Source organism: Nocardia uniformis NBRC 13702 (assembly GCF_001613345.1).
GTDB lineage: Bacteria > Actinomycetota > Actinomycetes > Mycobacteriales > Mycobacteriaceae > Nocardia > Nocardia uniformis.
Genome location: NZ_BDCE01000126.1, coordinates 1 through 26,192 on the forward strand (window position 1 = coordinate 1; position 26,192 = coordinate 26,192).

General features: G+C 65.6%; 25 protein-coding genes and 1 pseudogene. 12 read left to right on the forward strand and 14 right to left on the reverse strand.

Features of this window, described 5'->3' with window-relative positions; translation table 11 throughout:
• From NU1_RS39240 to NU1_RS39250, 3 genes and pseudogenes are all read left to right on the forward strand, one after another.
• Positions 1-272, forward strand: a pseudogene (locus NU1_RS39240) (hypothetical protein); the annotation flags it as partial.
• A 416-nt stretch (positions 273-688) separates the two neighbouring features.
• On the forward strand, positions 689-1,234 hold the full coding sequence (locus tag NU1_RS42475) for a hypothetical protein (protein ID WP_067529499.1): 546 nt from the start codon (positions 689-691) through the stop codon (positions 1,232-1,234).
• Positions 1,235-1,372: 138 nt separating this feature from the next.
• The gene (locus tag NU1_RS39250; protein WP_281221295.1) at positions 1,373-1,792 is read left to right on the forward strand and encodes a nitroreductase/quinone reductase family protein; all 420 of its coding nucleotides are present in this window, start codon (positions 1,373-1,375) and stop codon (positions 1,790-1,792) included.
• Between the two features lie 10 nt (positions 1,793-1,802).
• Here NU1_RS39250 and NU1_RS39255 read toward each other — a convergent pair whose 3' ends face one another.
• The 5 genes from NU1_RS39255 to NU1_RS39275 form a co-directional block, all read right to left on the reverse strand.
• Positions 1,803-2,456 (reverse strand): maleylpyruvate isomerase family mycothiol-dependent enzyme, encoded by a 654-nt coding sequence (locus NU1_RS39255; RefSeq protein ID WP_067529533.1) that lies wholly within the window; start codon positions 2,454-2,456, stop codon positions 1,803-1,805.
• A gap of 87 nt (positions 2,457-2,543) precedes the next feature.
• Complete coding sequence (locus tag NU1_RS39260; protein WP_067529503.1) at positions 2,544-3,008, reverse strand: GNAT family N-acetyltransferase; 465 nt, start codon at positions 3,006-3,008, stop codon at positions 2,544-2,546.
• An 11-nt stretch (positions 3,009-3,019) separates the two neighbouring features.
• Positions 3,020-3,805 carry an SDR family NAD(P)-dependent oxidoreductase gene (locus tag NU1_RS39265; RefSeq protein WP_067529535.1) on the reverse strand — a complete coding sequence of 262 codons (786 nt, stop codon included), beginning with the start codon at positions 3,803-3,805 and terminating at the stop codon, positions 3,020-3,022.
• Positions 3,806-3,883: 78 nt separating this feature from the next.
• Entirely contained in the window at positions 3,884-4,738 is an 855-nt protein-coding gene (locus NU1_RS39270; protein ID WP_067529505.1) for a helix-turn-helix transcriptional regulator, read from the reverse strand.
• A 64-nt stretch (positions 4,739-4,802) separates the two neighbouring features.
• On the reverse strand, positions 4,803-5,345 hold the full coding sequence (locus NU1_RS39275; RefSeq protein ID WP_067529507.1) for a MarR family winged helix-turn-helix transcriptional regulator: 543 nt from the start codon (positions 5,343-5,345) through the stop codon (positions 4,803-4,805).
• Between the two features lie 85 nt (positions 5,346-5,430).
• Between NU1_RS39275 and NU1_RS39280 the strand changes: the two genes are divergently transcribed.
• The 3 genes from NU1_RS39280 (at position 5,431) to NU1_RS39295 (ending at position 9,561) form a co-directional block, all read left to right on the forward strand.
• Positions 5,431-8,136: a helix-turn-helix transcriptional regulator gene (locus NU1_RS39280; RefSeq protein WP_084522224.1), complete on the forward strand. Its 2,706-nt coding sequence runs from the start codon at positions 5,431-5,433 to the stop codon at positions 8,134-8,136.
• Positions 8,137-8,396: 260 nt separating this feature from the next.
• A complete protein-coding gene (locus NU1_RS39285; RefSeq protein ID WP_067529511.1) occupies positions 8,397-8,612 on the forward strand; it encodes a hypothetical protein in 216 nt (71 codons plus the stop codon).
• A 298-nt stretch (positions 8,613-8,910) separates the two neighbouring features.
• Positions 8,911-9,561 carry an LppP/LprE family lipoprotein gene (locus NU1_RS39295; protein ID WP_067529515.1) on the forward strand — a complete coding sequence of 217 codons (651 nt, stop codon included), beginning with the start codon at positions 8,911-8,913 and terminating at the stop codon, positions 9,559-9,561.
• Positions 9,562-9,868: 307 nt separating this feature from the next.
• Here the strand turns inward: NU1_RS39295 and NU1_RS39300 are convergent, their stop codons facing one another.
• The 3 genes from NU1_RS39300 to NU1_RS39310 form a co-directional block, all read right to left on the reverse strand.
• The gene (locus NU1_RS39300) at positions 9,869-10,789 is read right to left on the reverse strand and encodes a D-alanyl-D-alanine carboxypeptidase family protein (protein WP_067529517.1); all 921 of its coding nucleotides are present in this window, start codon (positions 10,787-10,789) and stop codon (positions 9,869-9,871) included.
• A gap of 349 nt (positions 10,790-11,138) precedes the next feature.
• Positions 11,139-12,485: a DoxX family protein gene (locus NU1_RS39305; RefSeq protein WP_067529537.1), complete on the reverse strand. Its 1,347-nt coding sequence runs from the start codon at positions 12,483-12,485 to the stop codon at positions 11,139-11,141.
• Positions 12,485-13,093, reverse strand: a complete 609-nt coding sequence (locus tag NU1_RS39310; RefSeq protein ID WP_245720520.1) for a M15 family metallopeptidase — start codon at positions 13,091-13,093, stop codon at positions 12,485-12,487. The genes NU1_RS39305 and NU1_RS39310 overlap by 1 nt, the downstream gene beginning before the upstream one ends.
• 77 nt (positions 13,094-13,170) lie before the next feature.
• Here NU1_RS39310 and vanR-Sc point away from each other — a divergent pair, with 77 nt between their 5' ends.
• Positions 13,171-13,854: a VanSc-type vancomycin resistance response regulator transcription factor VanR gene (vanR-Sc, locus tag NU1_RS39315; RefSeq protein WP_067529519.1), complete on the forward strand. Its 684-nt coding sequence runs from the start codon at positions 13,171-13,173 to the stop codon at positions 13,852-13,854.
• Positions 13,855-13,864: 10 nt separating this feature from the next.
• The gene (locus NU1_RS39320; RefSeq protein ID WP_067529542.1) at positions 13,865-14,926 is read left to right on the forward strand and encodes a sensor histidine kinase; all 1,062 of its coding nucleotides are present in this window, start codon (positions 13,865-13,867) and stop codon (positions 14,924-14,926) included.
• A gap of 19 nt (positions 14,927-14,945) precedes the next feature.
• Here NU1_RS39320 and NU1_RS39325 read toward each other — a convergent pair whose 3' ends face one another.
• From NU1_RS39325 to NU1_RS39350, 6 genes are all read right to left on the reverse strand, one after another.
• Positions 14,946-15,788, reverse strand: coding sequence for an alpha/beta fold hydrolase (locus NU1_RS39325; RefSeq protein ID WP_067529521.1), 843 nt, complete (start codon positions 15,786-15,788; stop codon positions 14,946-14,948).
• Positions 15,789-16,183: 395 nt separating this feature from the next.
• Entirely contained in the window at positions 16,184-18,178 is a 1,995-nt protein-coding gene (locus NU1_RS39330) for an ATP-binding cassette domain-containing protein (RefSeq protein WP_067529523.1), read from the reverse strand.
• Positions 18,179-18,218: 40 nt separating this feature from the next.
• Complete coding sequence (locus tag NU1_RS39335; RefSeq protein ID WP_067529545.1) at positions 18,219-19,394, reverse strand: type III polyketide synthase; 1,176 nt, start codon at positions 19,392-19,394, stop codon at positions 18,219-18,221.
• Positions 19,395-19,503: 109 nt separating this feature from the next.
• On the reverse strand, positions 19,504-20,964 hold the full coding sequence (locus NU1_RS39340) for a fatty acid desaturase (protein ID WP_084522225.1): 1,461 nt from the start codon (positions 20,962-20,964) through the stop codon (positions 19,504-19,506).
• A 252-nt stretch (positions 20,965-21,216) separates the two neighbouring features.
• Complete coding sequence (locus tag NU1_RS39345; protein ID WP_067529525.1) at positions 21,217-22,041, reverse strand: LppX_LprAFG lipoprotein; 825 nt, start codon at positions 22,039-22,041, stop codon at positions 21,217-21,219.
• 431 nt (positions 22,042-22,472) lie between these two features.
• The gene (locus tag NU1_RS39350) at positions 22,473-22,853 is read right to left on the reverse strand and encodes a DUF1844 domain-containing protein (RefSeq protein WP_067529549.1); all 381 of its coding nucleotides are present in this window, start codon (positions 22,851-22,853) and stop codon (positions 22,473-22,475) included.
• A gap of 380 nt (positions 22,854-23,233) precedes the next feature.
• Between NU1_RS39350 and infC the strand changes: the two genes are divergently transcribed.
• The 4 genes from infC (at position 23,234) to NU1_RS39370 (ending at position 25,513) form a co-directional block, all read left to right on the forward strand.
• Entirely contained in the window at positions 23,234-23,869 is a 636-nt protein-coding gene (infC, locus tag NU1_RS39355) for a translation initiation factor IF-3 (RefSeq protein ID WP_084522226.1), read from the forward strand.
• A gap of 70 nt (positions 23,870-23,939) precedes the next feature.
• A complete protein-coding gene (rpmI, locus tag NU1_RS39360; protein WP_067529529.1) occupies positions 23,940-24,134 on the forward strand; it encodes a 50S ribosomal protein L35 in 195 nt (64 codons plus the stop codon).
• 92 nt (positions 24,135-24,226) lie between these two features.
• Positions 24,227-24,607, forward strand: coding sequence for a 50S ribosomal protein L20 (rplT, locus tag NU1_RS39365; protein ID WP_067529531.1), 381 nt, complete (start codon positions 24,227-24,229; stop codon positions 24,605-24,607).
• 99 nt (positions 24,608-24,706) lie between these two features.
• The gene (locus NU1_RS39370) at positions 24,707-25,513 is read left to right on the forward strand and encodes a TrmH family RNA methyltransferase (RefSeq protein WP_067529552.1); all 807 of its coding nucleotides are present in this window, start codon (positions 24,707-24,709) and stop codon (positions 25,511-25,513) included.
• Positions 25,514-26,192: the final 679 nt, after the last annotated feature.

Here is a 26,192-nt window from a genome sequence, read left to right on the forward strand (position 1 = left end):
TTGTCACTGGAGGTAGGAGCCTGTTGCCGATGCGGGACCTGCTCCGGCTGGCCGCGCACGTCCGGCACTATCTGGTGGTGTTCGACCATGACACCGAGCGGCCGATCTACCTGGGCCGTCGAAACGGCTCGGGTCGGCCGATCAGCGGATCGTGTTGCACGCCCGCGATATCGGCTGCACCTTCCCCGGCTGTGGCGAACCGGGGTATCTGTGCCAAACCCACCACCGTCGCGAATGGTTCCGGGGCGGGCGCACCGATGCCGATCAGCTGAATACCTCATGCCGGACTCGGCTTCGGATACGCCGTCGTGACGTGCCGTCTCGCCACGGGACTCAGCGGCGAGACGGTGTCCTCGAGTCTGGCCGCCGTTTACTGCGCTCGCCCAGCGGAATTGGCCTGGCGTATTTTCGGCTCGCCGCTACTGGGGTTCTGCGCGTGATGTCGCCTGCTGCCCGCACTGACGGCCCACGCACGCCGGGCAGACGAAATGAGCCACCCTTGCGTGGTCAAGCTCAGCGGATCTTCCAAGTTCGATTGTGGGGGTGGCCTTTCGTGGTCGTGCGCACTGCCACCGCAGGGGATCCATCGTGCCTCTGGCTGATTCCTGAGCGGGCGGTCCGGGCATTGCTGCGAACCACGTCCAATTATTCGGATGCGGACGGGGGAGTCGCGCAATACCGTGGACTTGTGGAGGTGACTTTCAAGCGCACCGGTGCACGGCAATACTCGACGATCATTGCCGATGATGTGCACGGACTCCGGGAGTTGGACCCCGCGCCCGGATATCACGACTATGTTCCGCACGATCTGGCCCACTACATCGTCGAGTGCGAGCTCGGGTTGACCAATGCGGTGTTCGGCCGGGCCGAGCGCGGTGGCGGCATGTTTCGTCCGGTGGCAGAGGGTGGGCGGAACAGTCGCGAGGCCCGGCGGCAGGCGCGGAAGCAGCGCAAGCGGGAGGACCGGATGCGCGACACCGACCATTCCAACGACAACCAGATGGATCTGTCCGAGCAGTTGGCGGGCCTGTCCCTGGTGCACTGGGTCCGCCGCCACGACCCGACAGCGCGACCACCGGCATGGATTCCGGCCACCGTCGAACTGGATGACGATGTCCGCGCCGCCCTCGACCGGGTCGGAGAACGGCTCGACACGGTGGCGTCCGCCTGGCATCGGCTGCGAATCGGTGAGACGCTCACGTTCCGCTGGCCGAATTCGGAACCGATTGCTTAGCTGTCCCCAGCGGGCAGCGGCGAAATCCACCGCCGCGCACAGAGTTCGCTGACGTGCCCGGTGTTCGTCAGCCAGATGAGATGAGTATGCGCCGTGTCGAATGAATCCCGTCGTAAGCCGCGGCTTCCGCCGCGCGGGGTGGTCCGCCTGTTCTGGTACGCCCATCGAGCTCTGTACCGCGTGACTGGCGGTCGTATCGGGCTGCGGAGTCCCAAGGACCGTGCTCATTGGGGGACGATGCGGCTCACGACCACCGGCCGCCGTTCGGGTCGTGCTCGCGGTGTCATGCTCGGCTATGTCGAGGACGAGGCGAATCTCGTCACCCTCGCAATGAACGGGTGGGCCGACGGGGAACCGGCTTGGTGGCTCAACCTGCAGGCGAACCCCGAAGCGACCGTCGACGTGGCGGGCGTCTCCCGCGCGGTGCGCGGGCGCGCCGCACGGGATGCGGAGCGGGCACGGCTGTGGGACAGGTGGCGTGAAATCGAGGGCGATCTCGATGCCTATGCCGCACTACGGTCGTCGGAAACTGCCGTGGTAGTTCTCGAACCGCGCTGATACATCGGCTTCACACGGCCTGGGGGACGATGCGATCCCGGAGGGTTGGTACGCCCGGTCCGGACAGATCCGCGCAGTAATCCGGCCGACCGGCCATTGCCATGGTCAACGCGATCGTGGTCCCGCTGACCGTGGGACCGGTTCCGGCGCGGAACGGCCCATCGGTGGCCTCGAGTCGTAGACCTTCGATATTGCTGAGCCCGGGCACGGTGAAGTTCCGGCTGGCGTAGAACCGGGCAACCTCGGTGGTCGCCGCGATCGAGGGCTGGCGCGGCAGCCCCAGGGGCCGTCGAATGTCCTGGGCATGCACGATCACCTCCCCTAGCCAGGCCGCGGTGTGCCCCGATGCCGCTGTAGTGCTGGTGATCACCGCCCGGAATCGGGCCAACGTCTCGGCCGGGTCAGCGCCACGGTGCTCGGCAAGGCGTCGGGCGTTGTGCTTATCGAAGTCGAACCGCGCGCCGAGCACGCTGCGCAACCATCGAAACCGGCCGATATTCGCCGCGGCGGTGAGGTGAGCGACGACTTCCTCGACCGTCCACTCTCCGCACAGTGACTGCGTGGACCATTGCTCATTGGATAGCTCGGCGAGATCATCGGCCAGACTTGCCCGTTCGGCATGGGCCATAGCCCACAGCCCATTACGAGAAACGACGTCGGTCACCCGGAACAACCTCCCGTTCAGCACTACTGCCGCCGCATCGACGGCTGTTCTGAACTACTGACGACGGCAGACACGGAAAGTCATCGGTCACTCCACGGGCAGCTCGAGGAGTTCCGTCGGTTCCTCGAAACCATGGCGTCGGTACAGCGGCGCACTACGGTCCGACGGCCAGACGATGAGCGTGTCCAACCCATTGTCCTGCGCGTACCGATTCATCTCGTCCAGGAGAGCGGAACCGATCCCACGATTCCGCTGCTCCGGGACCACATAGAAATTGGTGACGTAGCCGAGTTGGTCGGAGCCGGGGAACGGGCTCGGCACCTTGTCCACCAAGCACAGGAATACGTGCCCGCATACCTGTTCGTCGACTTCCGCGACCCACACTCGCCATGCTTCGGCCATTCGAGTACGCAGCCACTGGTCGCATTCGGTGACGAATTCGTCCTCGTTCTGCGGTGGTTCGCCGTCTTCCTCGGCCTTGAATCGCCAGCGCAGTGTTGCCAGCACCGTCGCGTCGTCGATTCCAGCCCGGCGGATCACGGTATCGCTCATGGGTCAGATTCCTACACCATGGCGGCGGGGATGGCGGCCACCAGACCGCCGTCGATGATCAGGTCTTGGCCGTTGATGTAGGCCGCCTCATCGGAGGCCAGGAAGGCGACCGCGGCGGCGACTTCCTCCGGGGTGCCGGTTCGTCCGGCCGCTACCGTCGCGACCACCTCGGTGTGGGCTTCGGGGGAGACGTTCGCGTGGAACATCGGGGTCTCGATATAGCCGGGGCTGACCGAGTTGACCCGAATTCCCTTGGGGGCCAGGTCGGCTGCCAAGGTGTGGGCCAGGTTGTGTACTGCCGCCTTGGTCGCCGCGTAGAGGGCTCCGCCGGGCATCCCGCGGTGCAGGGTCCAGGAGGCGTTGATAACGATCGCGCCGCGCTCGGACAACAGGGGGAGGGTCTTCTGAATGGTGAAGAAGACTCCCTTGAAGTTGATGTCTACGACGCGATCGAATTCGGTTTCGGAAAGGTCTTCGACCGGCTCGAACGTGGCGACGCCCGCATTGGCGAAGACCACGTCGAGGCGACCGTAGCGACCGCGGATCTCGCCGACCAGCGTATCGATATCGGCGAGGTCGGCGACATCACCTGGTACTGCGAGCAAACGGTCACCGGATTCGCCTGCCGCAGTACGGAGTTCGTCGACGGCGGCGTCGAGGCGGGTCTTGTCGCGGCCGGTGATAACTACATGCGCGCCTTCGGTGAGCAGTCGCCGCGCGGTCTCCAGCCCCATACCGCTGGTGCCGCCGGTCACGAGGGCGATCTTGTCCTGGAATCGGAAGTTGCTGTGCGTCATGGAATTCAGTGTCGCGACCGCCAGCGCCCACAAACAGTGCGTGCTCAACCTGGGTCTGTCACCACCAGGCTGAGCGATTCAGGCTCGGGTCAGGGTCCGTGTGCGCATCAGCGTCGCGAGCCGTTCCGCGGTACCCGTACCGGGCCGCGGATTGTAGAACTCCAGGTACCAATCCTGATGATCGATCACTGCGAGGGTGGTCTTGTCGAAGATCAGATCACCGACATCCGGATGGTGTACAGCCTTCACGGCTTGGGTCGGAGCGGCCACATCGTGCCGTGCCCACAGTTCCGCGAATTCCACACTGGCCCGGCTGAGTTCACCGATGACCCGCTCGAACACCGGATCTCCGGGAGCGTGCGCCGCATCGGCGCGATACGCGGCCACCACCTCGGGCGCGATCGCCGACCACTCGGTGTGCAGATCCCGATACCGCGCATTGGTGAAGAACGACACCAGGCAATTGTGGTCGGCATCGTCATAGCCGAACACCGCCCGCGTCCCCGCATTGATGCCGATCAGGTTCCAGTACCGGTCCCGCAGGATCGCCGGATGCGGTGCCCAGGTATCCAGTAGCCGCCGCAGCTCGGGACCGACCGTCGCGGTCACCGGCTCGTGCGGACGCGGTGGTCGCAACCCCGCCAGCAGAAACAGGTGCGCGCGTTCAGGTTCGGTGAGTCGCAGCGCCCCACCGACGGCATCGAGCACCTCGGCGGAAACATTGATATCGCGCCCCTGTTCGAGCCAGGTGTACCAGGACACCCCGACCCCGGCCAGCAGTGCCACTTCTTCGCGGCGCAGTCCCGGAGTGCGACGTGTCCCCGACGTCACCAGTCCCACCTCGCCGGGCGTGATCCGTGCCCGCCGAGTACGCAGGAAGTCGCGCAGTTCCGCGCGCCGACGCTCTTTCGCTGCCGAGGATTCGCTGACCATGACTGTGGTAACGCTAGTGCCCGGCGTACTACTCCGCAGCGACTGGGACCCGCGGTCCAGGCATTCACCCGGTTGCGCCGCCGGAGAGTCCACGGCCGCCGGGCTGGGATGCGGCTGATTCCTGAGCGGAACGAGGAGGGGCAGAACGAATAGTCGGTTCGCCGGGCTGCGCGGGCGCTCCCGGCGGCACATCGTGATCCAGTAGGGCATCGAGAAATCGCACGATCACCGCGACCTCATTGTCATTGAAGGTGGCGAGCACGTGCGCGAGCCGCCCGGACGGCTGCTGGTACTCCGCCGTCACGGCCGCAAGCCGATCGCGGTCGACCTCGACGGTCACGCTCCGGCGATCGTGTGGCGACTCGCGTCTGTGGACATAGCCGGCCGCCTCGAGTCGTCGGACAATGCGGGAAACCGAGGATCGCGGCGTGCGCATCGTCGCCGCCAGCGCGGACGGAGCCCCGCTGCCGCCCGCGATCGCCAGCAGGTGCAGTGCCTGTAGGTCGATCGCGTGTAGTCCGAGTTGCTGGGCCGCCGCGTGGTTGTGCAGCACGCCGCCCGTGATCAGGGCGTGGATGCCCGACTCGACCTGCTGGCGTGATGACATCCGTGCTCCTCGACGTTGTGACCGGCGCCCGGTCGCAAAGTAGTGCCAGATTGACACTATTTCAGGATGGCACTAATTTCGGAGTATGTCAGACGCCGTACGGCCCAATGCGGTTGTGCTGCACGGCAGATCGCGCGAACAACAACGGATCGGCGCGTTACTGACGGATGTGGCCGCGGGGACCAGTGGTGCGCTGGCGGTGATCGGCGAGCCCGGTGAAGGGAAGACGGCGCTGCTGGAGTGGGCCGGGAGCACCGCGGGTGAGCAATGGACGATTCTGCGATCCACGGGGATCGACACCGAATCCGAGCTCGCGTTCGCCGGACTCCACGCGATGCTCGCCCCCGTCCTCGATCGGATCGACGAGCTTCCCGGACCGCAGCGAGATGCGCTGGCGACGGCATTCGGTCTCCGCACGTCCGGATCCACCGATCTCTTTCTGATCGGCATAGCCGCGCTCTCGCTGCTCGCGGCGCTGTCCGCACAGGCCCCGGTGCTGTGTCTGATCGACGACCTGCAGTGGCTGGACCAGCCGTCGGCTGACGCCTTGTTGTTCGCCGCCCGGAGGCTGGGTTCGGAGAGTATCGCGATGCTGGTGGCCGGCCGCCTGGATTGCCGGACACCGGGGGTGCCCGAGCTGCGGCTCGCACCGCTCGACTTCGCCCAGTCGGCCGATCTGCTGGCCGATCGGATGCCGACATTGTCGGCCGAGCTGCGCGACCAGGTCGTCGTGTCGGCAGCGGGCAACCCCCTGGCATTGCTGGAGCTGTCCCGCACCGACATCGGTGTACTGCCGGTCGAGCCGCTGCCGCTGCCCGAACGCCTGCAGCGCGCCTACAGCGTCCGGATCGACCAGCTGCCGTCCGCCGCCCGGCTGGCTTTGCTGGTGGTAGCGGCCGAGGAGACCGGGCATGTCGACCTGGTGATGCGGCTACTGGCGACGCTGGGGGCCCCGGCGCGGGCATTGGCCGAGGCGGAGCGTTCCGGGCTGATCACCGTATCCGCGCATCGGATCCGATTCGGCCATCCGCTGCAGCGAGCGGCGGCCTACCGGCATACTTCCTTCGCCCAACGTGCCGCCGTGCACGCGGCGCTGGCCGAGCTGCCGGCCGTCGATCCCGACCGACGAGCGTGGCATCTGGCCGCTGCGGCAACCGGACCGGACCAGGTCGCCGCCGACGCGGTGGCCGCCGCCGCGGAGCGGGCGCGCAGCCGGTCCGGGTACGCGACCGCCGCCCATGCCCTGGAACGCGCGGCGGAGCTGACTCCCGATCCGGCGCTGCGAGCGCACCGCATGGCGCGTGCGGCCCGGACCGCCTCGGAAATCGGACACACCGAACAGGCCGCGCGCCTCGCCGAGCGGGCCGAACTGCTCACGCTCGAGCCATATCAGCGTGCGGAACTGGTCCACATCCGGGGGCTGGCCGACATCGAGGCGGGCGCACTGCGCCGGGCCTGCAGGCTCATCCGGCCCGCGGCCGCCGACGCTGCCACGGGTGATCCGGAGCACGCCGCCGCGATGCTGGTCGACGCGGCGCGGGCCGCGTGGCTCAGCGGCGATTTCGATGAACTACGCGCGGTGCGCGCGGACACGGCGCGCCTATTCCGCGACAGCCCGCTGCTGGTTGTTCTCGACGGTCTGCTGACGCTGCACAGCGGTGACCGGGCGGCCGGTATCGCCCTCATCCGCTCCGCGGTCGAACACGGTCGGCAGTTCCCCATCGAGATGCCCGCCCAGCGCATCGCCGTCGCCGTCGAGGCATTCCTGATCGGTGACTCGGACGCCATCCACGACATTCTGCAGGACTTCGTGCAGGGGCTGCACGACCACAGCATGAGGTATTGGCTGCCGGAAGCCCAGATGATGCTTGCCAATACCGAACTGCTGCAGGGCCGTTTCCACGCGTCGGAAGTGTTCGCATGCCAATCCATCGGCACAGCGACAGATGTCGGCCAGCCCAGCCGGATCGCGAGCGCCGAGCGGACTCTGGCCGTGATCGCCGCTGTGCGCGGCGATGCCGAACGTTGCCGTGAACTCGCCGAGCGAAATCTGCGCGAGGCCGCCGGAGACGGCAACTTCTTCGATATCACCGGTTTCGAATGGGCCCTGGCGCTCCTCGATATGGGACAGGGCCGCCACGAGCCGGCGCTGGAACGATTCGAGCGGTTGTACCGGTCGCCCAATCAGGCTCGCGGCCAATGGATCGAACTGCTGGGCGACTGGGTGGAAGCAGCCATACGAGCCGACCTGCCCGAGCGCGCGGATATCGCGCTGCGGGAGATCGAATCATGGTCGGCCGCCGTCGATATGGCCTGGGCAGAGGCGATCCTGCTGCGCTGCCGTGCCGTCCTGCACGGCGGGGAGGACGAATACCTGCGGGCGCTGCACCTGCACGCCGCCGCCGACCGCTGGTACGACCATGCGCGGACCGAGCTACTGTACGGCGAATGGCTGCGCCGCGGCCGCCGCTACAGCGAATCACGGAGCCGGTTGCGCCGCGCCATGGAAGCCTTCGAACGGCTCGGCGCCGACCCGTGGGCCGAGCGCGCCCGCACCGAACTGCGCGCTGCGGGTGAGGGGGCGGTATCCGAGGCGGCAATCGACCCGGCCGCAGTACTCACCCCACAGGAATTCCAGGTGGTGCGGCTGGCCGCCGCGGGGGCGACCAACCGGGAGATCGCCGCGCGGCTGTACCTGAGCCCGAAGACCGTCTCGCATCATCTGTACCGGGCATTTCCCAAGCTTGGCGTCAGTCGTCGGGTGGAGCTGGCGCGACTGGACGTGGACTGACTCGGACCTGAGCAGCCGGTCAGCGCTGCCCTTCCCTGCCCACCAAGTTCGGTCATTCGTCCGATACCGACGGGTAGTTCTCCGCAGGTAGCTTCGAGCAAGTCCGCGGTACGAGCACACCCTCGCTGGATGTTCCCGCGTCGACGTACCGCGCACAGGCAATACGACGACCCAGAACGGTCGGACCGATCGCGGGCAGACAACGCGCCGATCGCTGCCGACGTCGTCATGGAAACCCTTAACCCACAGAACGGAATCTCATGCGTAATCGCTTCCGCATCAGCGTATTCGCCATTTTCCTCGCGACCGCCTCGATGGCTGCCAGCGCTCCCGCCGGGGCTGTCGCGCTGGAGTCGCCCGGTCCGAATGCGGTCCAGCCGGTGGGCGACCCCTGCTACCGCCCCGTTGACCTGCCCTCCTGGCTCTTCTGCCTCCTGACCCGCATTCCGATACCCGTCGGCCTCAGCTCGTCCTAGGGATGACAGCGCGCCGCAGCTGAGCGGCGGCTGACGACGGGACTCGAAAGGTATTGGCTCGAGCCATCATCCACCAGCGCACCGCACTGTGCGAGACACCGGCCGAGTACCGGGACCTGGCGGTGACCGATCGACTGCGGGTCACCGGTACGGCGCATCTATCGCGGACGGCGGCCGCGATGGGTGCGCCGGTGCCTGACCCGGAACCGCAGGCAATGACCAGCACTCGCACTATCCGCTTGTCGAATCAGGGAAGTTGTCCGATAGCCGCACGGGTGCGGTGCATCCAGGGGTGAACATGAGAATCAAGCAGGTGGCTGTCGTGGCCTTGACAGCGGCAATGACAGTGGTTGTCGGCGGATGCGAGGACGCGACCGGCGAACAGCCGGGAACTCCGGCGTCGAGCGTCGGAACGCCGAATGAGCCCACGAGGTCCGGGCAAGTCGATCAGCCGTCCGAACCATCCCCCGACACCACGATCGCCACCGAACAGCCGACCTCGCATCCGGCTCCCTCGACGTCGAATCCGGCGCCTTACGGCAGCGGCCACGGGCTGTGCTTCGATCTGAACTCGCAGCTCGCCGCCGAGGGGCTGAGCCAGCTGGCCCCGGTGTCGACAGGGGAGTGGACCATCGTCAACGCCAGCGAGGACCCGATCTCGGACGGCTGTGACGGCACCCTGTCGTGGATGTACGCGATAGCGGGTGGCAACCACCCGTATCAGCACGTGCTGTTCTTCACCGGCGGCACCTGTCTGGGCACCGCCACCGCCAAGCCGTACGGCTACACCAAGGTCCTCGGAAAGTCCGAGAACACGACGCAGGTGCAGTACCGCTGGCTGAATCCCGGCGACGCCCTGGCGAACCCGACCGGCGGACCGAGCGTGGTCACCTTCACCCTGACCGGCGGCCGAGTACAGGCGAACGGGCAATTCCCGCCGGACAATTGATGACCTGCCGGCTGAGTCCGGCTCCTTCTGCCGCGAACGGAGCGAGCGACAACAACACGGAACACCTGATCTCCTACCACCGGCGGCCGCCATGTCGTCGAGTTGGACCCCACCGAGCACCCGCTGGCTGTCGAACAGCGATCCGGTATATCCATGCCCCGCGTGCGAGCGATCGCCGAGCAGCTCCGGCACCCGGGCCCGCCCGCCGAGTGACAGCCGGAGCAGTACCGATAGCCGAGGAGCAGCGGGCTGCGTGCGCCGTGTTCGTCAACGGACCCGGAGTGTTGGCCGGCTGATCTCAGCGGTGTCAGCCTCCGACCGGCTGCACGACCCGCAGGATCGGGTCGTAGGCCCAGTTCAGCATGCGCTCGGCGTCTTCTTTCGCCGCGGCGCTGCTGTGGTCCGAGCTGTGCAGCACCACACCGATGAGCGGAATGCCCGCGCGAACGGTTTCGAACAGCAGGCAGTGCCCCGCCGCGTTGGTATTGCCGGTTTTGATGCCGATGGTGCCGGGATACTCGTGCAGCAGCCGGTTCGTCGTTACCCAGTGGTGCTCGCGATTTGCCGCACCGGCGGGAACGTGAAAGTCCCTCGCGCCGACGATCTCTCGGAACACCGGCAGGTTCATCGCGCGCACGGCCAGGGCCACGAGGTCCGCCGGTGTGGAGTGCGTGGAATCATCGGTCGGGTTCGGCAATCCGCTGGGGTCGGTGAAATGTGTTGCTGCCAAGCCCATTACCCGTGCGGTGTCATTCATGCGGGCGAGGAAGCCGTGTTGACCGGGGCCGAAGGATTCGGCAACGGCATAGGCGGCGTCGCAGCCGGACGGCAGCATCAGCCCGTACAGGAGCTGTCGCGCGGTGAGCACCTCGCCGGGAGCCAGGCCCGCGGTGCTTCCATTGTGTTGAGCGCAGTAGGCAGCGGCTTCCTGTGGCACGGTCACCGGTCGCTCCAGGTCACCGCTGACGATCACGACCACCGCCGTCATCACCTTCGCGATACTGGCGATCGGTACCGGAGTGTTCGCCTCGCGCGACCACAGCACCGTTCCGGTGAGCCCGTCCGCCAGCGCCGCCCCCGGCGCCCGTAACCCGACGGGCCCGCTGGCCGCCCACGGCAGCAGCCCGTCAGCACTCCCCGCGGGCTGTGCCCCGGCAACGCCGTGACCAGCCACGACGATAAGAAACCCAGCAGCGACGGCGTGCAACCTCTTGGCGAATGTCGGCATGGCGACATTCTGGCTTACAACTCCGCTGCAGCGCGGGAATTACCGTCTCGATTCGAGTAGGAATCGAAGGACATCGGCATGTCGCCCGGCCTGTCGAATTTCGCGGCTAGCGACACCGACCACACCGTCTGGTGCCCGACATCGGTCAAGGGTTCGCCGCCTCCTCATTACCGGGTACGCGGTCGCTGCAGCGCAGACGGCAGGTGGCCGTCGCTCAACGTCGCGAGAACCGTGCCGTCGCTGAAGTGCTCGCTGTAGACGATCGTGATCCCAGCACTCTAGGCGAGCAAGTCCGAAGTACCTGTTCAGGCAGCGCGATCAGCGGCTGGTTGCCGTTGGTTACGCTTGGCTAGCGGAAGTACGGGTAGTCCTGCACCCAGTGGAATCCGCGGCTGCGCAAGGGAAAGCTGTTCGGGTCCACGCGTTCCAGGATGATCGCGACCGGGCGGTCATGCAGTTCCCCGCGTAGTAGCAGCCGATCCGGGCTGGGGCGCTCAGTGGACAATGTCGCGAATGGCGACTCGTGCCCGGCCTGGCCGCCGGTCGTGTCCGTCAGGGTGGTGAGTTCCAGCTGCCCGTTGGGGAGGAAGTCGGCGCGCGCGGGCACCAGTTCACCGTTCATCCGTTGGTAGGTCGCCGCCTGGGGGTCGTCGAAAACCAGCCGTTGCCAACGATTCTCATCGGTCGTCAGGGGCGGCACCGGCTGCCCGTCGAGGGTGAAGTCACGCACGTCCCAGATTCCGTACAGCTCGGACTTGGGGCTGGCCGCACCGGATTGCTCTTGCCAGACCACCCAGCGGTCATAGCCGCTACCCAGCGCGACCCAGAGACCGATCGCCACCACCACCCAGGTCGCGATCCGGTTCTTCCTGTTGTCGGTGAACAGCGAGGGTAGCGTCAGCGGCTCGCACGGGCGTTGCCGCACAAAGACATCGACCAGTCGTCGCAGGTACGGGGCGAGCAGGAACAGGCTTATCAGCAGCAGGTGTGCGGCGAGTAGTTTCTCCGGGATGTCGAATGTCATGTTCAGCAGGAGGATGTGCGCCGTGCTCGCCAGGCATGCCGCGGCGCCGAGCACGGCGGTCCGGGAGACGAACAACAGCAAACCGGCGATGACTTCCACCGCGCCGAGGGTCATTTCATAGGGGTAGGAGCTGCCGACCTGCAACCACAGCACCGAGGCCGGGCTCAGGTCACCGTACGGCTGCAAGAGCTGTGCCAGTGTGGGAGCGGGCATTTGGGTGGGGATCAACTTGGCGAACCCGAACCCCACCATCTGCCCGCCCAGACACAGCCGCAGGAACAACGCGAACCACGCCCGCACGCGGGGCGAGGAGGGTCGAGGGTCGAGAGCCGTCCACACCGCGGTGGCCACCACCGCGACGACCAGGAGGCAGAACACCAGTACCCAGACGGCCGTCTGGTCGCCTGCCCCGGAGTCGACGCGGTATACCGCGTCGACCCCGAACAGCGTTCTGCCCACCCAGCCGGTGACGGGGTCGGTCAGGGCCATATCCGGCGGCCCGTGATAGCGGCGGGTCCAGCGGGTGAGCGGGCCGAGGAGTGCCAGCGGGATAAAGGTGATGAGCAGACAGAACAGGCCGAAATAGATGACGCAGAATCGGAGTGCGGTCTCGGCGAGTAGGCGCCCGCCGGGCCGTGTGGTGACAGGTTCGGTGGGCGCCGCGTCCGTGATCACTGCTGCTGCCTCCTCGGGTCATGGGTGGGGTCGGCGTACGGGCGCGGGCAGCCGCGAACGTCGGCTTCGGGCCGAAGTTCGAAGTGCCAGGGTTCGTTGGCATAGATCTGACAGAGCCCGTACCCGGCGCCGTGCTCGGACAGCCAGGTCGCGGCCGCGGTCGGCCCGATATCGACCGCGTCGCCCGTCACGTGAGCGGATGTGGCGGGGGTGGCCACCCAGCGGGCGGCCGCGGTTTCCGAGCCGTACTTCGAGACCGCGTCGCGCAGGAGTTGTTCCTGGTACTCGGCGGAACGCCAGCCACTGTTGACGACCAGTTCGATCCCGTCGTCTGCGGCGTCGGTGGCCGCTGCGCGCAGAGCGCGGAGCAAATCGGGATCGAGGTTGGCCAGCGACGGATTCCCCTCGTCGAGGGCTCTCGCACCGGGTGGACCCTGGTGATCACCGCCGAGGATGTCGATGGACCGGAGGACCGAGGACGGGGACGGTAGCGACTGGTGCATGAGGACACCGATGGACGCCGCGCTGACGATGGCAAGGGCGGCGAGCGCGGTCGATCGGAGACGGCGGGTCGCTGGTTCACTGGGATTCATGCCCTCAGTCAAGGCAGCACGGTGTTGCCAGCACGTATGCCGTTTCGGATACGCCGACGATATCCCTCGGCTGGGAGAATCGAGCGACCATGCGCGTACTGATCGTCGAGGACGAACCCTATCTGGCCGAAGCTATTCGCGATGGCCTGCGACTGGAAGCGATCGCCGCCGATATCGCCGGTGACGGCGACACCGCGTTGGAGTTGCTGAGTATCAACGCCTACGACATCGCCGTCCTCGACCGTGACATCCCGGGTCCCTCCGGCGACGAGATCGCGAAACGCATCGTCGCCACCGGCAGTGGTATGCCGATCCTGATGCTCACCGCCGCCGACCGGCTCGACGACAAGGCGAGCGGGTTCGGGCTCGGCGCCGACGACTACGTGACGAAGCCGTTCGCGCTCCAGGAACTCGTGCTCAGGCTCAGGGCACTGGACCGCCGCCGCGCGCACAGCAGACCACCTGTGCGGGAGATCGCGGGCCTGCGGTTGGATCCGTTCCGCCGGGAGGTCTACCGCGACGGCCGCTACATCGCGCTGACCAGGAAACAGTTCGCGGTGCTCGAGGTCCTCGTCGCTGCCGAGGGCGGGGTCGTCAGCGCCGAGGAACTGTTGGAACGGGCATGGGACGAGAATGCCGACCCGTTTACCAATGCCGTGCGTATCACGGTCTCGGCGCTGCGAAAACGTCTCGGCGAACCGTGGATCATCGCCACCGTGGCCGGGGTCGGGTATCGCATCAGCACCGGGCGTGACGGAGCAGACCGTGGATAGAGCGCCGGGTTTGAGCGTTCGTCTGAAACTCACCCTCAGCTACGCCGGGTTCCTCATGCTCGCGGGCACTTTGGTACTCGCGGCCATGCTGGTCTTCTACCTCTATTTCTTGCCCGCCGGTTGGGTCGACACCACCGGCAACTTCTGGATCAACCGCCGGCTGCTCCTCCGCTCCTTCGCTCCGTTCATTGCCGTGGTGCTGGCCTTCCTGTTGGTGTTCGGTCTCCTGGGTGGGTGGTTGCTCGCCGGCCGCATGCTCGCGCCGCTGGCCTGTATCACCGACGCCACCCGCATGGCCGCGAATGGCTCACTCTCCCAACGGATCCGGCTACCCGGCCCGCGAGACGAGTTTCGCGAACTCGCCGACGCCTTCGACACCATGCTCGCGCGGCTGGAAGCACACGTTGCCGAACAGCGGAGATTCGCGGCCAATGCCTCCCACGAACTGCGCACCCCGCTGGCGATAACGCAGACGCTCCTCGACGTGGCCCGCAACGATCCGCACCGCGACACCAGCGAACTATTGGCCCTCCTGCACGCGGTCAACACCCGGGCGATCAACCTCACCGAAGCCTTACTCCTGCTCAGCCGCGCCGACCAACGGTCCTTCACCCGAGAACAGCTCGACCTGTCCCTCCTGGCCGAGGAAGCCACCGAAACACTGCTGCCCCTCGCGGAAAAACGCGGCCTCACCCTCGAGACCTCCGGCGATATCACGCCCACCATCGGCTCACACGCACTCCTACTGCAACTGACCACGAACCTCGTGCACAACGCGATCGTCCACAACCTCCCCGAAGCGGGCACCGTATGGGTCACAACCAGCGCTCACCCCCAGACCGCGGTCCTCACCGTCGAGAACACGGGCGAAAAGCTCAGCCCCCACCTGGTTTCCACCCTGGGCGAGCCGTTTCAACGCGGCACCCAACGCATCCGCACCGACCACGCGGGTGTCGGCCTCGGCCTGGCAATCGTCAAGAGCATCACCCGAGCCCACGCCGGAACCCTCACCCTCACCCCGCGTGACACCGGCGGTCTCCGCGTCACGGTGCAACTCCCCGCACGGTCATAATCCCGTTGTGCGGCGACGTCTAGAAGAGGTCCGGCGTCGTCGGCGGCACATTATCGAGAAACGCGTTCACCATCGGGACCAGTAGCGCTGTCTGCCCCGAGATGCCGATATGCGACGTCGCAGGCAGAATCACCAGGCGCGCGGCCGGTACCTGCTGCAGCATCCCCGATGCTGCAGCTTCCTCATCGCCGCCGCCGCGCAGCTTGAACATCGCCAGCGCGTGCTCGGGCTTGACACCATCGGCGTCGCCGACGATGACCATTGTCTTCGCGGGGATCGACCGCATCTGGTCGTCGCTGATGTTCTGGTCGTCGAAGTTCAACACCTTCATCTTCTCGAGGTAGGCGTCGAATGCCGCGGCCTCGGGGGTGTGCTCCTTGAACGCCTTCTCGATGGTTGTACCGGCGAACACTGCGGCGCTGAGGCTTTCGATGCCCGCTAATACCGACGGGTACCAGCCGTCCCTGCGGTAGGTGGCCGATAACGAGACCAGCTTGTCGACGAGTGTCGGGTGGCGGAGCGCGAGCTGTAGCGCGACGCCGCCGCCTTGCGAGTAGCCCAGCACATCCGCGCGCTCGATCTGCAAGGCGCGCAGCAATGCCGCGGCATCGTCGGCGAACTGCTCGTAGGACATCGTGCGCGAGGTATCCGGGGTGCGGCCGTGCCCTTGTTGATCGAAGACGATCACAGTGCGGTTGTCCGCGAAGGCGGACACCCACGACGTCATCGAATCGGTGGCCATGAACGCGCCGGGGATCAGCAGCAACGGAGACGTCGACGTGCCGAGGTCGCCATACACCTCGTAGTAGAGGCTCAGGCCGTTGATCGGCAGGTGACCACTGCGCGAAGGCTTCGTTGTCATCACTGCCACCCTTTCGGGCCGCAGAGCTGGGCGCCGACGCGCAGCAACAGCCAGGTTTGCCGGTCGACTGGGGGTAGGGCTCTGGTGGTCTGCTCGGCCACGGCTTCCTCCTGGGCTCGAATGAATGGCTCCGATGTGTAGACGAGAGAAGGCCGCGGAAATCATCGCGCGGGTCGGTTTCGACGACAGTTATTCCATAGCGCAACCTCGGCTGCGCGCACAGCCCGCAGACCCCCAGATGAGGGGGCAGGCACGAAATCTACGGCACGCCGCAGTGCGCTCGACGGCAAATCCGATGTACTGCTCGTCATTCCGGGCATCGCCCAGGAACCGCAGTGGCCCGGAACCGGAAGGTTCCGAGCCACTGGTATTCACGGGTGGTCACCCCGGCGCGGCTACTCCACCACCACCGCGGCGGGCACCGAACTCTCCACCACTTCACCGAAGTCGAGCTTCACCAATTGGTCGGCGAGGTCGAAGTAGCGGTCGTCGTGAGTGATGACGATGACCGTCTTTCCGCGTTCCTTGAGTTTGGCGAGGATTTCCCGGTAGAACACATCACGGAACTTCGGTTCCTGGTCGGCGGCCCACTCGTCGAAGAGGTAGATCGCGCGGTCCTCGAGCAGTGCGGTCAAGAGCGCCAAGCGCTTTCGCTGGCCCTGCGACAGGTCGATGGTGGACAGCCGCCCATCGCGCACCGTCACCTTGTGGGCGATCTGCAGTTCCTCGAGATAGTGCTGCACCTCGTCGTCGATTCCCGGTCGATCGAATCCGAGGTAGTCCTCGAACAGGTGGAAATCGGTGAAGATCGCCGAGTTGTTCTGGCGGAACCACTCGATGTTCTCGTGGTTGATCTGCTCACCATTGAGTTCCAGGAAGCCGGTGCGGGGAACGTAGAGGCCCGTAATCAGTTTGGCGAGAGTGGATTTGCCACTGCCGTTACCACCCACGATGAAGGTGATCTGCCCGGGCTCGAAGGTCAGGTCGACCGGTCCGAGACTGAATCCGCCGCCGTTCTCACCGTCGGGGCCGGGCGAGGGAGGGGCGTCGAGGGGTACGGGCCGACCGTCATTGCCGCCGTGTGTGATTCGCTTCTTTCCGTTGACATCGGGTCGCAACCCGCCACGGTGCGCACCCGGCCCGCTGCCGAGCGGACCCGCACCGCCGCCGTGCGGACCGCCACCGGGCGGTGGACCCCCGGGCGGTGGACCGGCGGGTCGTCCACCCGGAGAACCCGGAGAGCCCGGCGCACCGGGCCGCCCACCTGGCGCGGGACCCGCACCGGGAATAGCGGGATGCCCACCCGGAGAACGCTTTCCACCCGGCCCCGGCGGCGGACCGTCATGGCCCGGCGTCGGGAACAGCGGCGGCGGCTCCGCGATATAGCTGTAGCCGACATTCACCAGTTCGAGCCGAGCCTCCGACACGGCGGGCCGGTCGCTGAACGGCAGGTTCTCCTCGTTGTGCATGGTCTCCATGGACAGATTCATGGAGCGGATCTTCGACAGCGCCACATCACCGCGCAGCAGATCCGGAATCCGATGCATGAAGTTCTGCATGGGCATGGACAGGAAGGTCGTCACCAGGACGTACCCGACCATGACATCCTGCGGCAGTTGCAGCGCCGACGCGAGAATGAACAGGATCAATGCCATGGTCGCGAGCTGCAGGGTCTGTCCGAGTCCCTGGGCGATCGTGAATTTCGCTCCGGCATTGACATTCTGGTCCCGCAGCGACGACGCGGTGCCGAGCAGATGCCGGTCCATGAAGTCCTTGCGCCGGCCGCGATGCAGCTTCAGCTCTTTGATACCGAGGGTGACGGCCTGGAACGACCGCAGCAGTGCGTCCTCGTTTTCGCGGGCCTCGCGATAGATGGCGCGCACCCGCTTGAGAAACGCTTCCACGCAGGCGATTCCGAGCAGTGTGCCCGCCACCGTGACCGCGAAGATCGGCCCCGACACCACCGCGAGGAAGATGAAGCAACCCACGATGGTGGCGACGTCGATACAGATGCTGGGGATGGCGGTCACGGCCTGCGACAGTGACCGCACATCCTCGGTGAGCGTCGCCATCAGGCGATGCATACCGAGTCGTTCCAGATGTTCGAGCGGAGCCGAGACAATGCCGCCACTGAGCTGCGCCCGCAGCCGATAGATGGCCTCCTGGGCGAGACGGATCAGCAACACCTGCGACAGCACGCCGCTGACCAGAATGACGAGGCCGGTGAGGGCGAAGGCCTGAAGGGTGACGCCGGGATGCGGTTCCGGTGATACGACCCCCCGGATCAGTATCACCAGGTAGGTGTTGGCCACACCGGTGACGAGTCCGGCGGCGATTACGGCGGCGATCCGCATCCAGGAGATCGAGATGAGGAATCTGATGAGTTGCATGGTGTTGCTGCGCTCTCTTAGAGGGTGCGGGTCGTCGCGCTCACTGGCGAACGATGTCGAAGATCATGCCCTCGAGCGTGACGCCCGGCGCGAAGGAGAACGCCACACCCGTGGAAATCGGCTTATCGGTCTCGGCCTGGGCAATCATCTGCTCCAGCACGAAGATCAGCGAAACGCTCAGCATATTGCCGTGCCGGGCAAGGACTTCCCAGCTCAGCGCCGCTTGCTCCACCGGAATACCCAGTGATTGCGCGGACCGCTCGATGATCTTGGGTCCACCCGGGTGGATGGCCCACAGGTCGATATCCGACTTCCGCAATCCATTGCGGCGCAGTGCTTCCGTGACCACGGGATCGACCCCGCGCAGAATGTACTGCGGCAGGCTCTCGGCCAGTTCACAGGTAATACCGTCATCGTTGACGCGCAGCACGATGCCGTCCTCGGCGTCATCGAACAGCTGGGTGAAGCTGTCGCGAATCACGACCTTGCCCGGTGCCAGGGGCTGCCGCACCTGGCTGGCGCCGATGACGACCGCACCGCAGCCGTCGCCGAACAGGCTGTGAATGATCACGTCATTGATGTCGTCGTCGAAGACGGCATTCACCGAACTCAGTTCGATGCAGATGACCATCGCCTTCTTATCCGGGTGTGCCCGAACATAATCGGTGGCGGTGCGAATACCGTTCATGGCGGCCGCGCAGCCCATGAAGTTGACGACAATGCGGCCGATTGACGGCGACAGGCCCAGCTGCTTCACGACGGCGACATCCACACCCGGCGCGATGAATCCGGTGCTGGTCACGAAGACCAGCAGGCCGAGCTGCCCGGCCGGATCGTCCAGGCCGGACAGCGCGCGCCGGGCCACATCGACCGCGAGCGGAACCGCGTGCTGATAGAACAGGTCCATCCGCTCGCGAATCGTGGCGGGCTTGCTACTGAATTCCAGGAATTCGGCATCGAGCGGATCGACCACCAGGTGGCGGGTATCGATCCGGGTCTTCTGGTAGACCCGCGGAATGCGCGCCTGCTGTGCGGGATCGGCGAACAGTTCGGCGACCCGCGCCCCGGCCTCGGCCTGATCGTAGATTTCGATCGGCGACCCGGTCGCAATGCCCTCGATCACGCCCACCGTGGTCGGTGGCGTGGGCGGTAGCTGCGCAAGGCCGTAGGCGTACTCGCTGTCGACGGTGCGTCGTGCCGCCGTCGTGGGCGTGATGCCCCCCTCATCAATGGTGATAGACACGAAATTCTCCCCGTTTCATTCGATAAAAAGTGGTGATCGGCCGTACTGCCGTTGCGGCCGATCACCAGTCAGCGAAATCGGTTCACACCGTTCCGATTCCGGTGAATCCCTGGACCATGTAGACGCCGCAGCCCTTCAGCGCCGATGGCGAGAAATGCTCGCGGGCGAAGCCCCAGTTGTTTTTCTTCGCCTCATCCGAAGGTGCCAGCACGTAGGTGCGGATCTGTTTCGGAAAACGATCGGTGAAGAAACTCTTGGCCGGCAGCCATTCGACGCCGAACTTCTCGGCCTCTTCACGCAATACATCCTCGGTCGCGATATTCGCGAATCCGCTGCGCTGGTACGGCAATACGTGATGGACGCGGTGTGAACTCAGACCCGCGGACAGGAAGCAGTCGACGTAGCGATTGCTGACCACCTTCAGGTCGTAGGCCTGCTCTAGCTGGTTGATCGCCCAGTCGTCGGTATCGGTGTGCAGGTCCTCGGTTTCGACCTCGAAGTCGTGGCTCGCCACCACCAGGAAGGTGCTGATCCAGAGGCTGATCACGAATTGCAGTGCCCAGGCCCAGAAGTCGCCCGCCAGTGTGAACGCGACCAGCTCGGCGATCAGCAGGAAGCGCACGCCGAACGATCCGATGAAGTGCGGTAGCGCACCGCCCCAGGTGCCGTACATATCCTTGATGCCCACCTTGCGGGTGAGCCGGCAGACGTCCAGCAGTCGGATGACCATGCCGGTGAGCGTGTGCCCGAATTTGTGGATGGTGTGCACGGGAACCCGGTACAGGCGCGGGATCTGCATCATCATTGTGAAGACGTTCTTCTTGATGTCGACTTCACTCTGGGTGTGCGGGTGGTGCAGTAGGGCGTGACCATCCGCGGTGACGAAAGCCAGTGCGACATAGTTCAGGTCGAAGGCATTCGTATAGATCTTGTTCATGCCCTTCTGGGCACGATGGATCGCGTAGTGGCCGAAGCCCGCCAGTGAACTGCGCAGCAGTACCATCGCGATCACGAAGACCGGCAACGGCATCCAGCTGGTGTCCCACAGCCGCAGACCCTGCACCGCGAAGTACGCGATGGCCAGCATGACCACCACAATGTTGAAGGCCTTGTCCATCCGCTTGATGCGGGCGGCGAGATCGGGCTCCTTGAGCCGCTTCTTCACCTTGTGGAGTAGGTCTTCCTTATTGTCGAAGCGGTACTTCGGGGTATCGCGCCAGCTGTCGAAACCTTCCTTGAACAGGAAGTCGGGAGCATTGGCCTTGGGGTGGATATCCTCGGGCAGCGCATCGCGTTTCAGCGCGTACCGCTCGATGAGCTTCGCGATTCCCTCCGGGTTCTTGTGGTACGAACCGATAATGGAGGTGATGTCACGGTTTTTCGTGCGGCCGATGAAGAACTCGCCGCCGGGATGCTTGGAAATCCAGTCACTCAGGTCGTAGGCTTTGCCGTTGTAGACCCATACGTTCGAGACCGGCGGGGGACCTTCAGGGGCGGGCGGACGACGGAATTCCCGCTCCTCTACGTCCGGACGGTCAGTCATCTCTTTCCTCCACACGCGATGCAAGATTGGGGCCGTGGGACATCAGAGTCCTTGCGGCGCCTTGTATTCCACTGAACAAACTCTTACAAGGGTTGCTCCGGCATCAGATCCCCCCGATGCTTCGTTTCGTGACTGCCGTCGGATTGTCGAGCGGGCGGCCAACAGACGAAAGCCGGTCCGGGGGCGATGGGCGACAATCGTTGCCGCCCTTGCGCTTTCCCGGACCGGTTCCGAACTAGAGCTTGCGCCCGATCAGCCCGCGGGCTTGGCGACGGTGACGGGCTTGCCCTGATCGGACAGCGTCAGCTCGATGCTGCCCGCGTCCCTGGTGACGGTCGCGCGGATCAGGTTCGGGCCGGTACCCGGCGAGGCGGCCTCGGACGGCAGCGGCGCGGCGGAGGTGGTCGGCGGTGCGACGTCCTGGATCCACAGGGTGATCGGAAGGTCGCCGACGCCGTCGCCGAGTCGCGGCACGATCGGATCGATGACATTGCCGTTGATGGTGCCGGTCACCTTCACGGTGTCGACGCCGTCGATCTTCTCGCGGCTCTCGGCCTTCGGGTTCTGCACCTGCGCGATGACATTGGCCAGGCCCTTGTCCTTATCCAGGATGATGCCCGGGTCGTACATCTTCTCGGCGTCGCCCACGGGGGCGTACGTGACGCCATCGGCCGCCGCGTACATCTTCTTGTCCACTACCAGGAACTTGGTATCGACGAAGGGGTCGCCCTCCTTCATCCGAACCTTGGCCTCGCCCATGGCCTGACCGGCGCCCTGTGGCTGGTTGGTCACATCGGCGTCCACCATCTCGACGGGAAGGTTCGGAACGTCCTTCACCTGAAGATTCAGGTGCACCGACTGCAGGGTCTGCGTGGTCCTCGAGCATTCGCTCACGATCTGCGCGCCGTCGGGCAGCTCGGTGGGCGGCGCGGCGGCGGTGGTGGTGGAGGTGTCATCGCTACTGCTGCTGCAGCCGGTGACCAGTGCGGCGAATACCGAGGCCGCCATCACGACCGGGGCGATTGCCCGGCGTGCTGGACGGCGCCTACTTGTGGTTCGGGATATCAGTTCAGTCATGTTCAACCCCCGTTGAAGGTTCTCGTTCGACCCGTTGTAAAGGCAGCGGCCGCTGCCTGTCGTAGTACGCGGCCTTCGTTCGCACTCGGCTTATACCGGGCATGAACATAGGCCGCGCAAGACAATACGCATCCCGGGGCCGATCGCGCAGCGGGGATTCCCGGGACAAAGCCGCTCGCCCAGGCTGTTTCGCCGCTGACTACACAATGAGCAAATGGTAGGCAACGAAGTTCGCCGACCTGCCGACATATCGTTGAATAAATCGCGTACACGTCACGCGGTGTTTGTCGCACACGGTCGAGGTGCCGAACAGATTGAGTTCCAGGGCATCTCGCAACTGCTGAGCTATCCGTCCGATGAAGCGAACCGCCGTACAACGAAATCGGCCCGACGCGATCGTGTCGCATCGGGCCGTACGGCAGTGGGGTGGATCAGTAGACAGGGCCGGTGTACTTTTCGCCCGGCCCGCTGCCCGGAGCGTCCGGGTGCGCGGAGGCTTCGCGGAAGGCGCGTTGCAATGACTGCAGTCCGTCGCGGATGGGTCCGGCGTGCGGGCCGAGGTATTCGACCGACGCGGTGACCAGACCGGCGAGGGCGGTAATGACGCGGCGGGCCTCGTCGAGGTCCAGATGCGGGCTGGTGGACGGATCGGCCTCACCCAGGCCCAGCTTCTCCGCGGCCGAACTCATCAACATGACGGCGGCACGGCTGATGACCTCGACGGCCGGAATCTCGGCCAGTTCGCGCACCGCCTCACCCTCGATCAGGTTCGAATCGGGGTTCTCGGTAGCCGTAGTGTCAGCCTCACTCATGCGGTAAAGCATGGCACCGAGCGGGTTGCCGCTGGTCCAGGGGGCAGCCGATTCGGCGGATCGGCGCTCGGGTGTTAGACTTTTCCGCGACGACCGCCCCGGACAGGTTTGTGTAACCGACTCGGGGCTGCAAGTGGAGCCCGACTCCCACCGTCTGCCGGTGACTTGTTCACCAGGTTCGGCGGTCCGGTCGCCCATCTTTTACTAGATGGGTTCCCTGTGCAGGTTAGCCCTGTACAGGCGCGATGCGAGTTATTTGCGTCGCTGACCGGTCGACTCGGGCCCCGTGTTGGTGAAATACCGATACGGGGCTTTCGTGTTGGAATTGGGGTTGCAGTTATAGCGGTCGTTGGACGACACCGCTTGACCTAGGAGGCCCCATCAGCACTGAGACCCGCATCAACGATCGCATCCGCGTCCCGGAAGTCCGACTTATCGGACCGAGCGGTGAGCAGGTTGGGATCGTGCGTGTTGAAGATGCACTACGCGTCGCCCTGGAGGCGGATCTCGACCTGGTCGAGGTCGCACCGGACGCGCGCCCGCCGGTCTGCAAGATCATGGATTACGGCAAGTTCAAGTACGAGACGGCGCAGAAGGCGCGTGAGTCTCGGAAGAACCAAGTGCAAACCGTGATCAAGGAGCAGAAGCTCCGTCCGAAGATCGATGACCACGACTACGCCACCAAACGAGGCCACGTAATGCGGTTCCTCGATGCGGGGTCGAAGGTCAAGGTCACGATCATGTTCCGTGGTCGCGAGCAGTCGCGGCCCGAGCTCGGATACCGGCTGCTCCAGCGGCTGGCTGCCGACGTCGCCGATCTCGGCTTCGTCGAGACCTCGGCCAAGCAGGACGGCCGCAACATGACCATGGTCCTCGCCCCGCACAAGGGTGCGAAGACGCGGATCCAGGCGCAGAAGACGGCCGCTCCGGCCAACCCCGCGCCTGCCGCCCAGCCCAGCGCCCCCGCGCCTGCGGCCGAAGCGCCCACCGAGGCGCAGGCGGATAAGCCGCAGTGACGAACGAATAGGTAGCACCGGCGGAGACGCATGCGCGTTTTCGCCGGTACGAGACAGATTTGAGGAATCCATGCCGAAGATGAAGAGCCACAGCGGCGCCTCGAAGCGCTTCAAGGTGACCGGTTCGGGCAAGCTGGTTCGCCAGCAGGCCAACCGCCGCCACCTGCTCGAGCACAAGTCGTCCCGCCGGACTCGTCGTCTGGACGGCACGGAGGTTGTCGCGAAGGCGGACGTCCCGCGCGTCAAGAAGCTGCTCGGCCTCTGATTTCCGGCTGAGTAAGCCACCGCGTTCTCGAACGCCATCACCGACCAACTCCGGGCGCCGCAGCGCCCCACGAATCGATCAAGGACTGACAAGTGGCACGCGTCAAAAGGGCCGTAAACGCTCAGAAGAAGCGCCGTTCCATCCTCGAGGCCTCGAAGGGCTACCGCGGTCAGCGGTCGCGCCTTTACCGCAAGGCCAAGGAACAGCAGCTGCACTCGCTCGCCTACGCCTACCGGGACCGTAAGGCGCGCAAGGGTGACTTCCGCAAGCTGTGGATCGCTCGTATCAACGCCGCCGCGCGTCTGAACGACATCACCTACAACCGCTTCATCCAGGGCCTGAAGGCCGCTGGTGTCGAGGTCGACCGCAAGATCCTCGCCGAGCTTGCCGTCTCCGACGCCGAGGCGTTCGCCGGTCTGGTTGCCGTGGCCAAGGCCGCGCTGCCGGAGGATGTCAACGCTCCCGCCGCCTGATTCGCGGCTGCGTGACAACCCAGCATTCGCAGCGACCCGTGGATGCGCTCTCGGAGCGCAATCCGCGGGTCGCTGCTCTATGTCGAACGGCAGGCGGCGATGAGCGCTGATGTGATCGACTGGCGCAATCCGCGGGTCGTTTCCGCCGTCAAGCTCCATCGCGGGGCACACCGCCGCAAGACCGGGCTGTTCCTCGCCGAGGGCGCGAATTCGGTTGCGTCGGCCCTCGATACCGGGCGGGTGGAAGAACTCTTCTACTCGGTCAAGGCCGCCGGACGCGAGCATGAACTCGTCGCCGGTGCCGCCGCCTCCGGGGTGCGCACCACCCTGGTGAGCGATCGCGCCGCGGAAATGCTGGGGGAGACCGTCACTCCACCCGGCCTGGTCGCCCTGTGCCGCCAGGTCGATGTGCCGTTGACTTCGATCCTCGACACCGCACCCCGCATGCTGGCCGTGCCGGTCGAGATCGCCGATCCGGGCAACGCGGGCACCCTCATTCGAGTCGCCGACGCTGTCGGAGCCAACGGTGTTGTGCTGACCGGTGATTCGGTGGACCCGCACAACGGCAAATGCGTACGCGCCTGCGCCGGAAGCCTTTTCCACGTTCCCGTGGCCCGGTCTCGCGATATCGACACCACACTGTCGGCGTTGGAAGAAGCGGGCATCGCCATCCTCGCCACCACCGCCCGCGGCGAAGTAGACCTCGACGACGCCGACGAGATCCTCAGCGGCCCGGTCGCCTGGCTCTTCGGCAACGAGGCTCACGGCCTCGACCCGGCCATCGCCCGCCGCGCCACCCACCGCGTTCGGATACCTATCCACGGCCGCGCGGAAAGCTTGAATCTCGCTGCGGCAGCGGCGATCTGCCTGTACGCGAGTTCCCGCGTACAGCACGCGAGCCGCTGACCGGGCTAAGAACGAACGTCTTTCTATGCCGAGTTGCGGATGGCGGTCAGTGGCCTACCGATGCGAAGCTCATGACCGCCATCTCGGGACATAGACGACCTCGCTGAGCTTCGTGACACCGACCCAATTCGAAGAGTCTCCCGGCTTCTCACCGCACACGGGATGGGCGTTGAAAGCGTGCGGCGTGGCCACTGGACGCAGCGCATCAACCAGGAACAGAGCGCCGCGATCAGAGCCTGGGCCATGGCCCACGGCAGCAAGGTCCCCAAACCGGTGCCGCGATCACGGTGAAGATCGAAAGCCCCGGCGCACCCGAGGAGACCGAACCGGACCGGCTCGTCTGACCCATTGGTTCGGCGCCCGGAAAACCCCCGGCGGCTATGTCGCCTGCGGGGCGGATCGGGTAGCCGCGCTGTTGCGAAGACCAACCGCGCACGGCTAGGGACAGCGCGACCCATCCTGACGTCGGTGTGAGTGCGTGTTCGCGAGATGAACTGCGGGCCAACGTTTGTCACCCGTTCGAACACGCGGGTCGCGGCATAGCGGATATCGGGTGTCGCGATCCGGAACTGCAGCCATCGAGCTAGAACCAGTGCGGCGCAGGACATCCGCTTCTAACCAGCCGCTTACGGGGCTGTTCCGACGAGGCCGCGGTACCCGTCGGCGAACGCACCCCTCT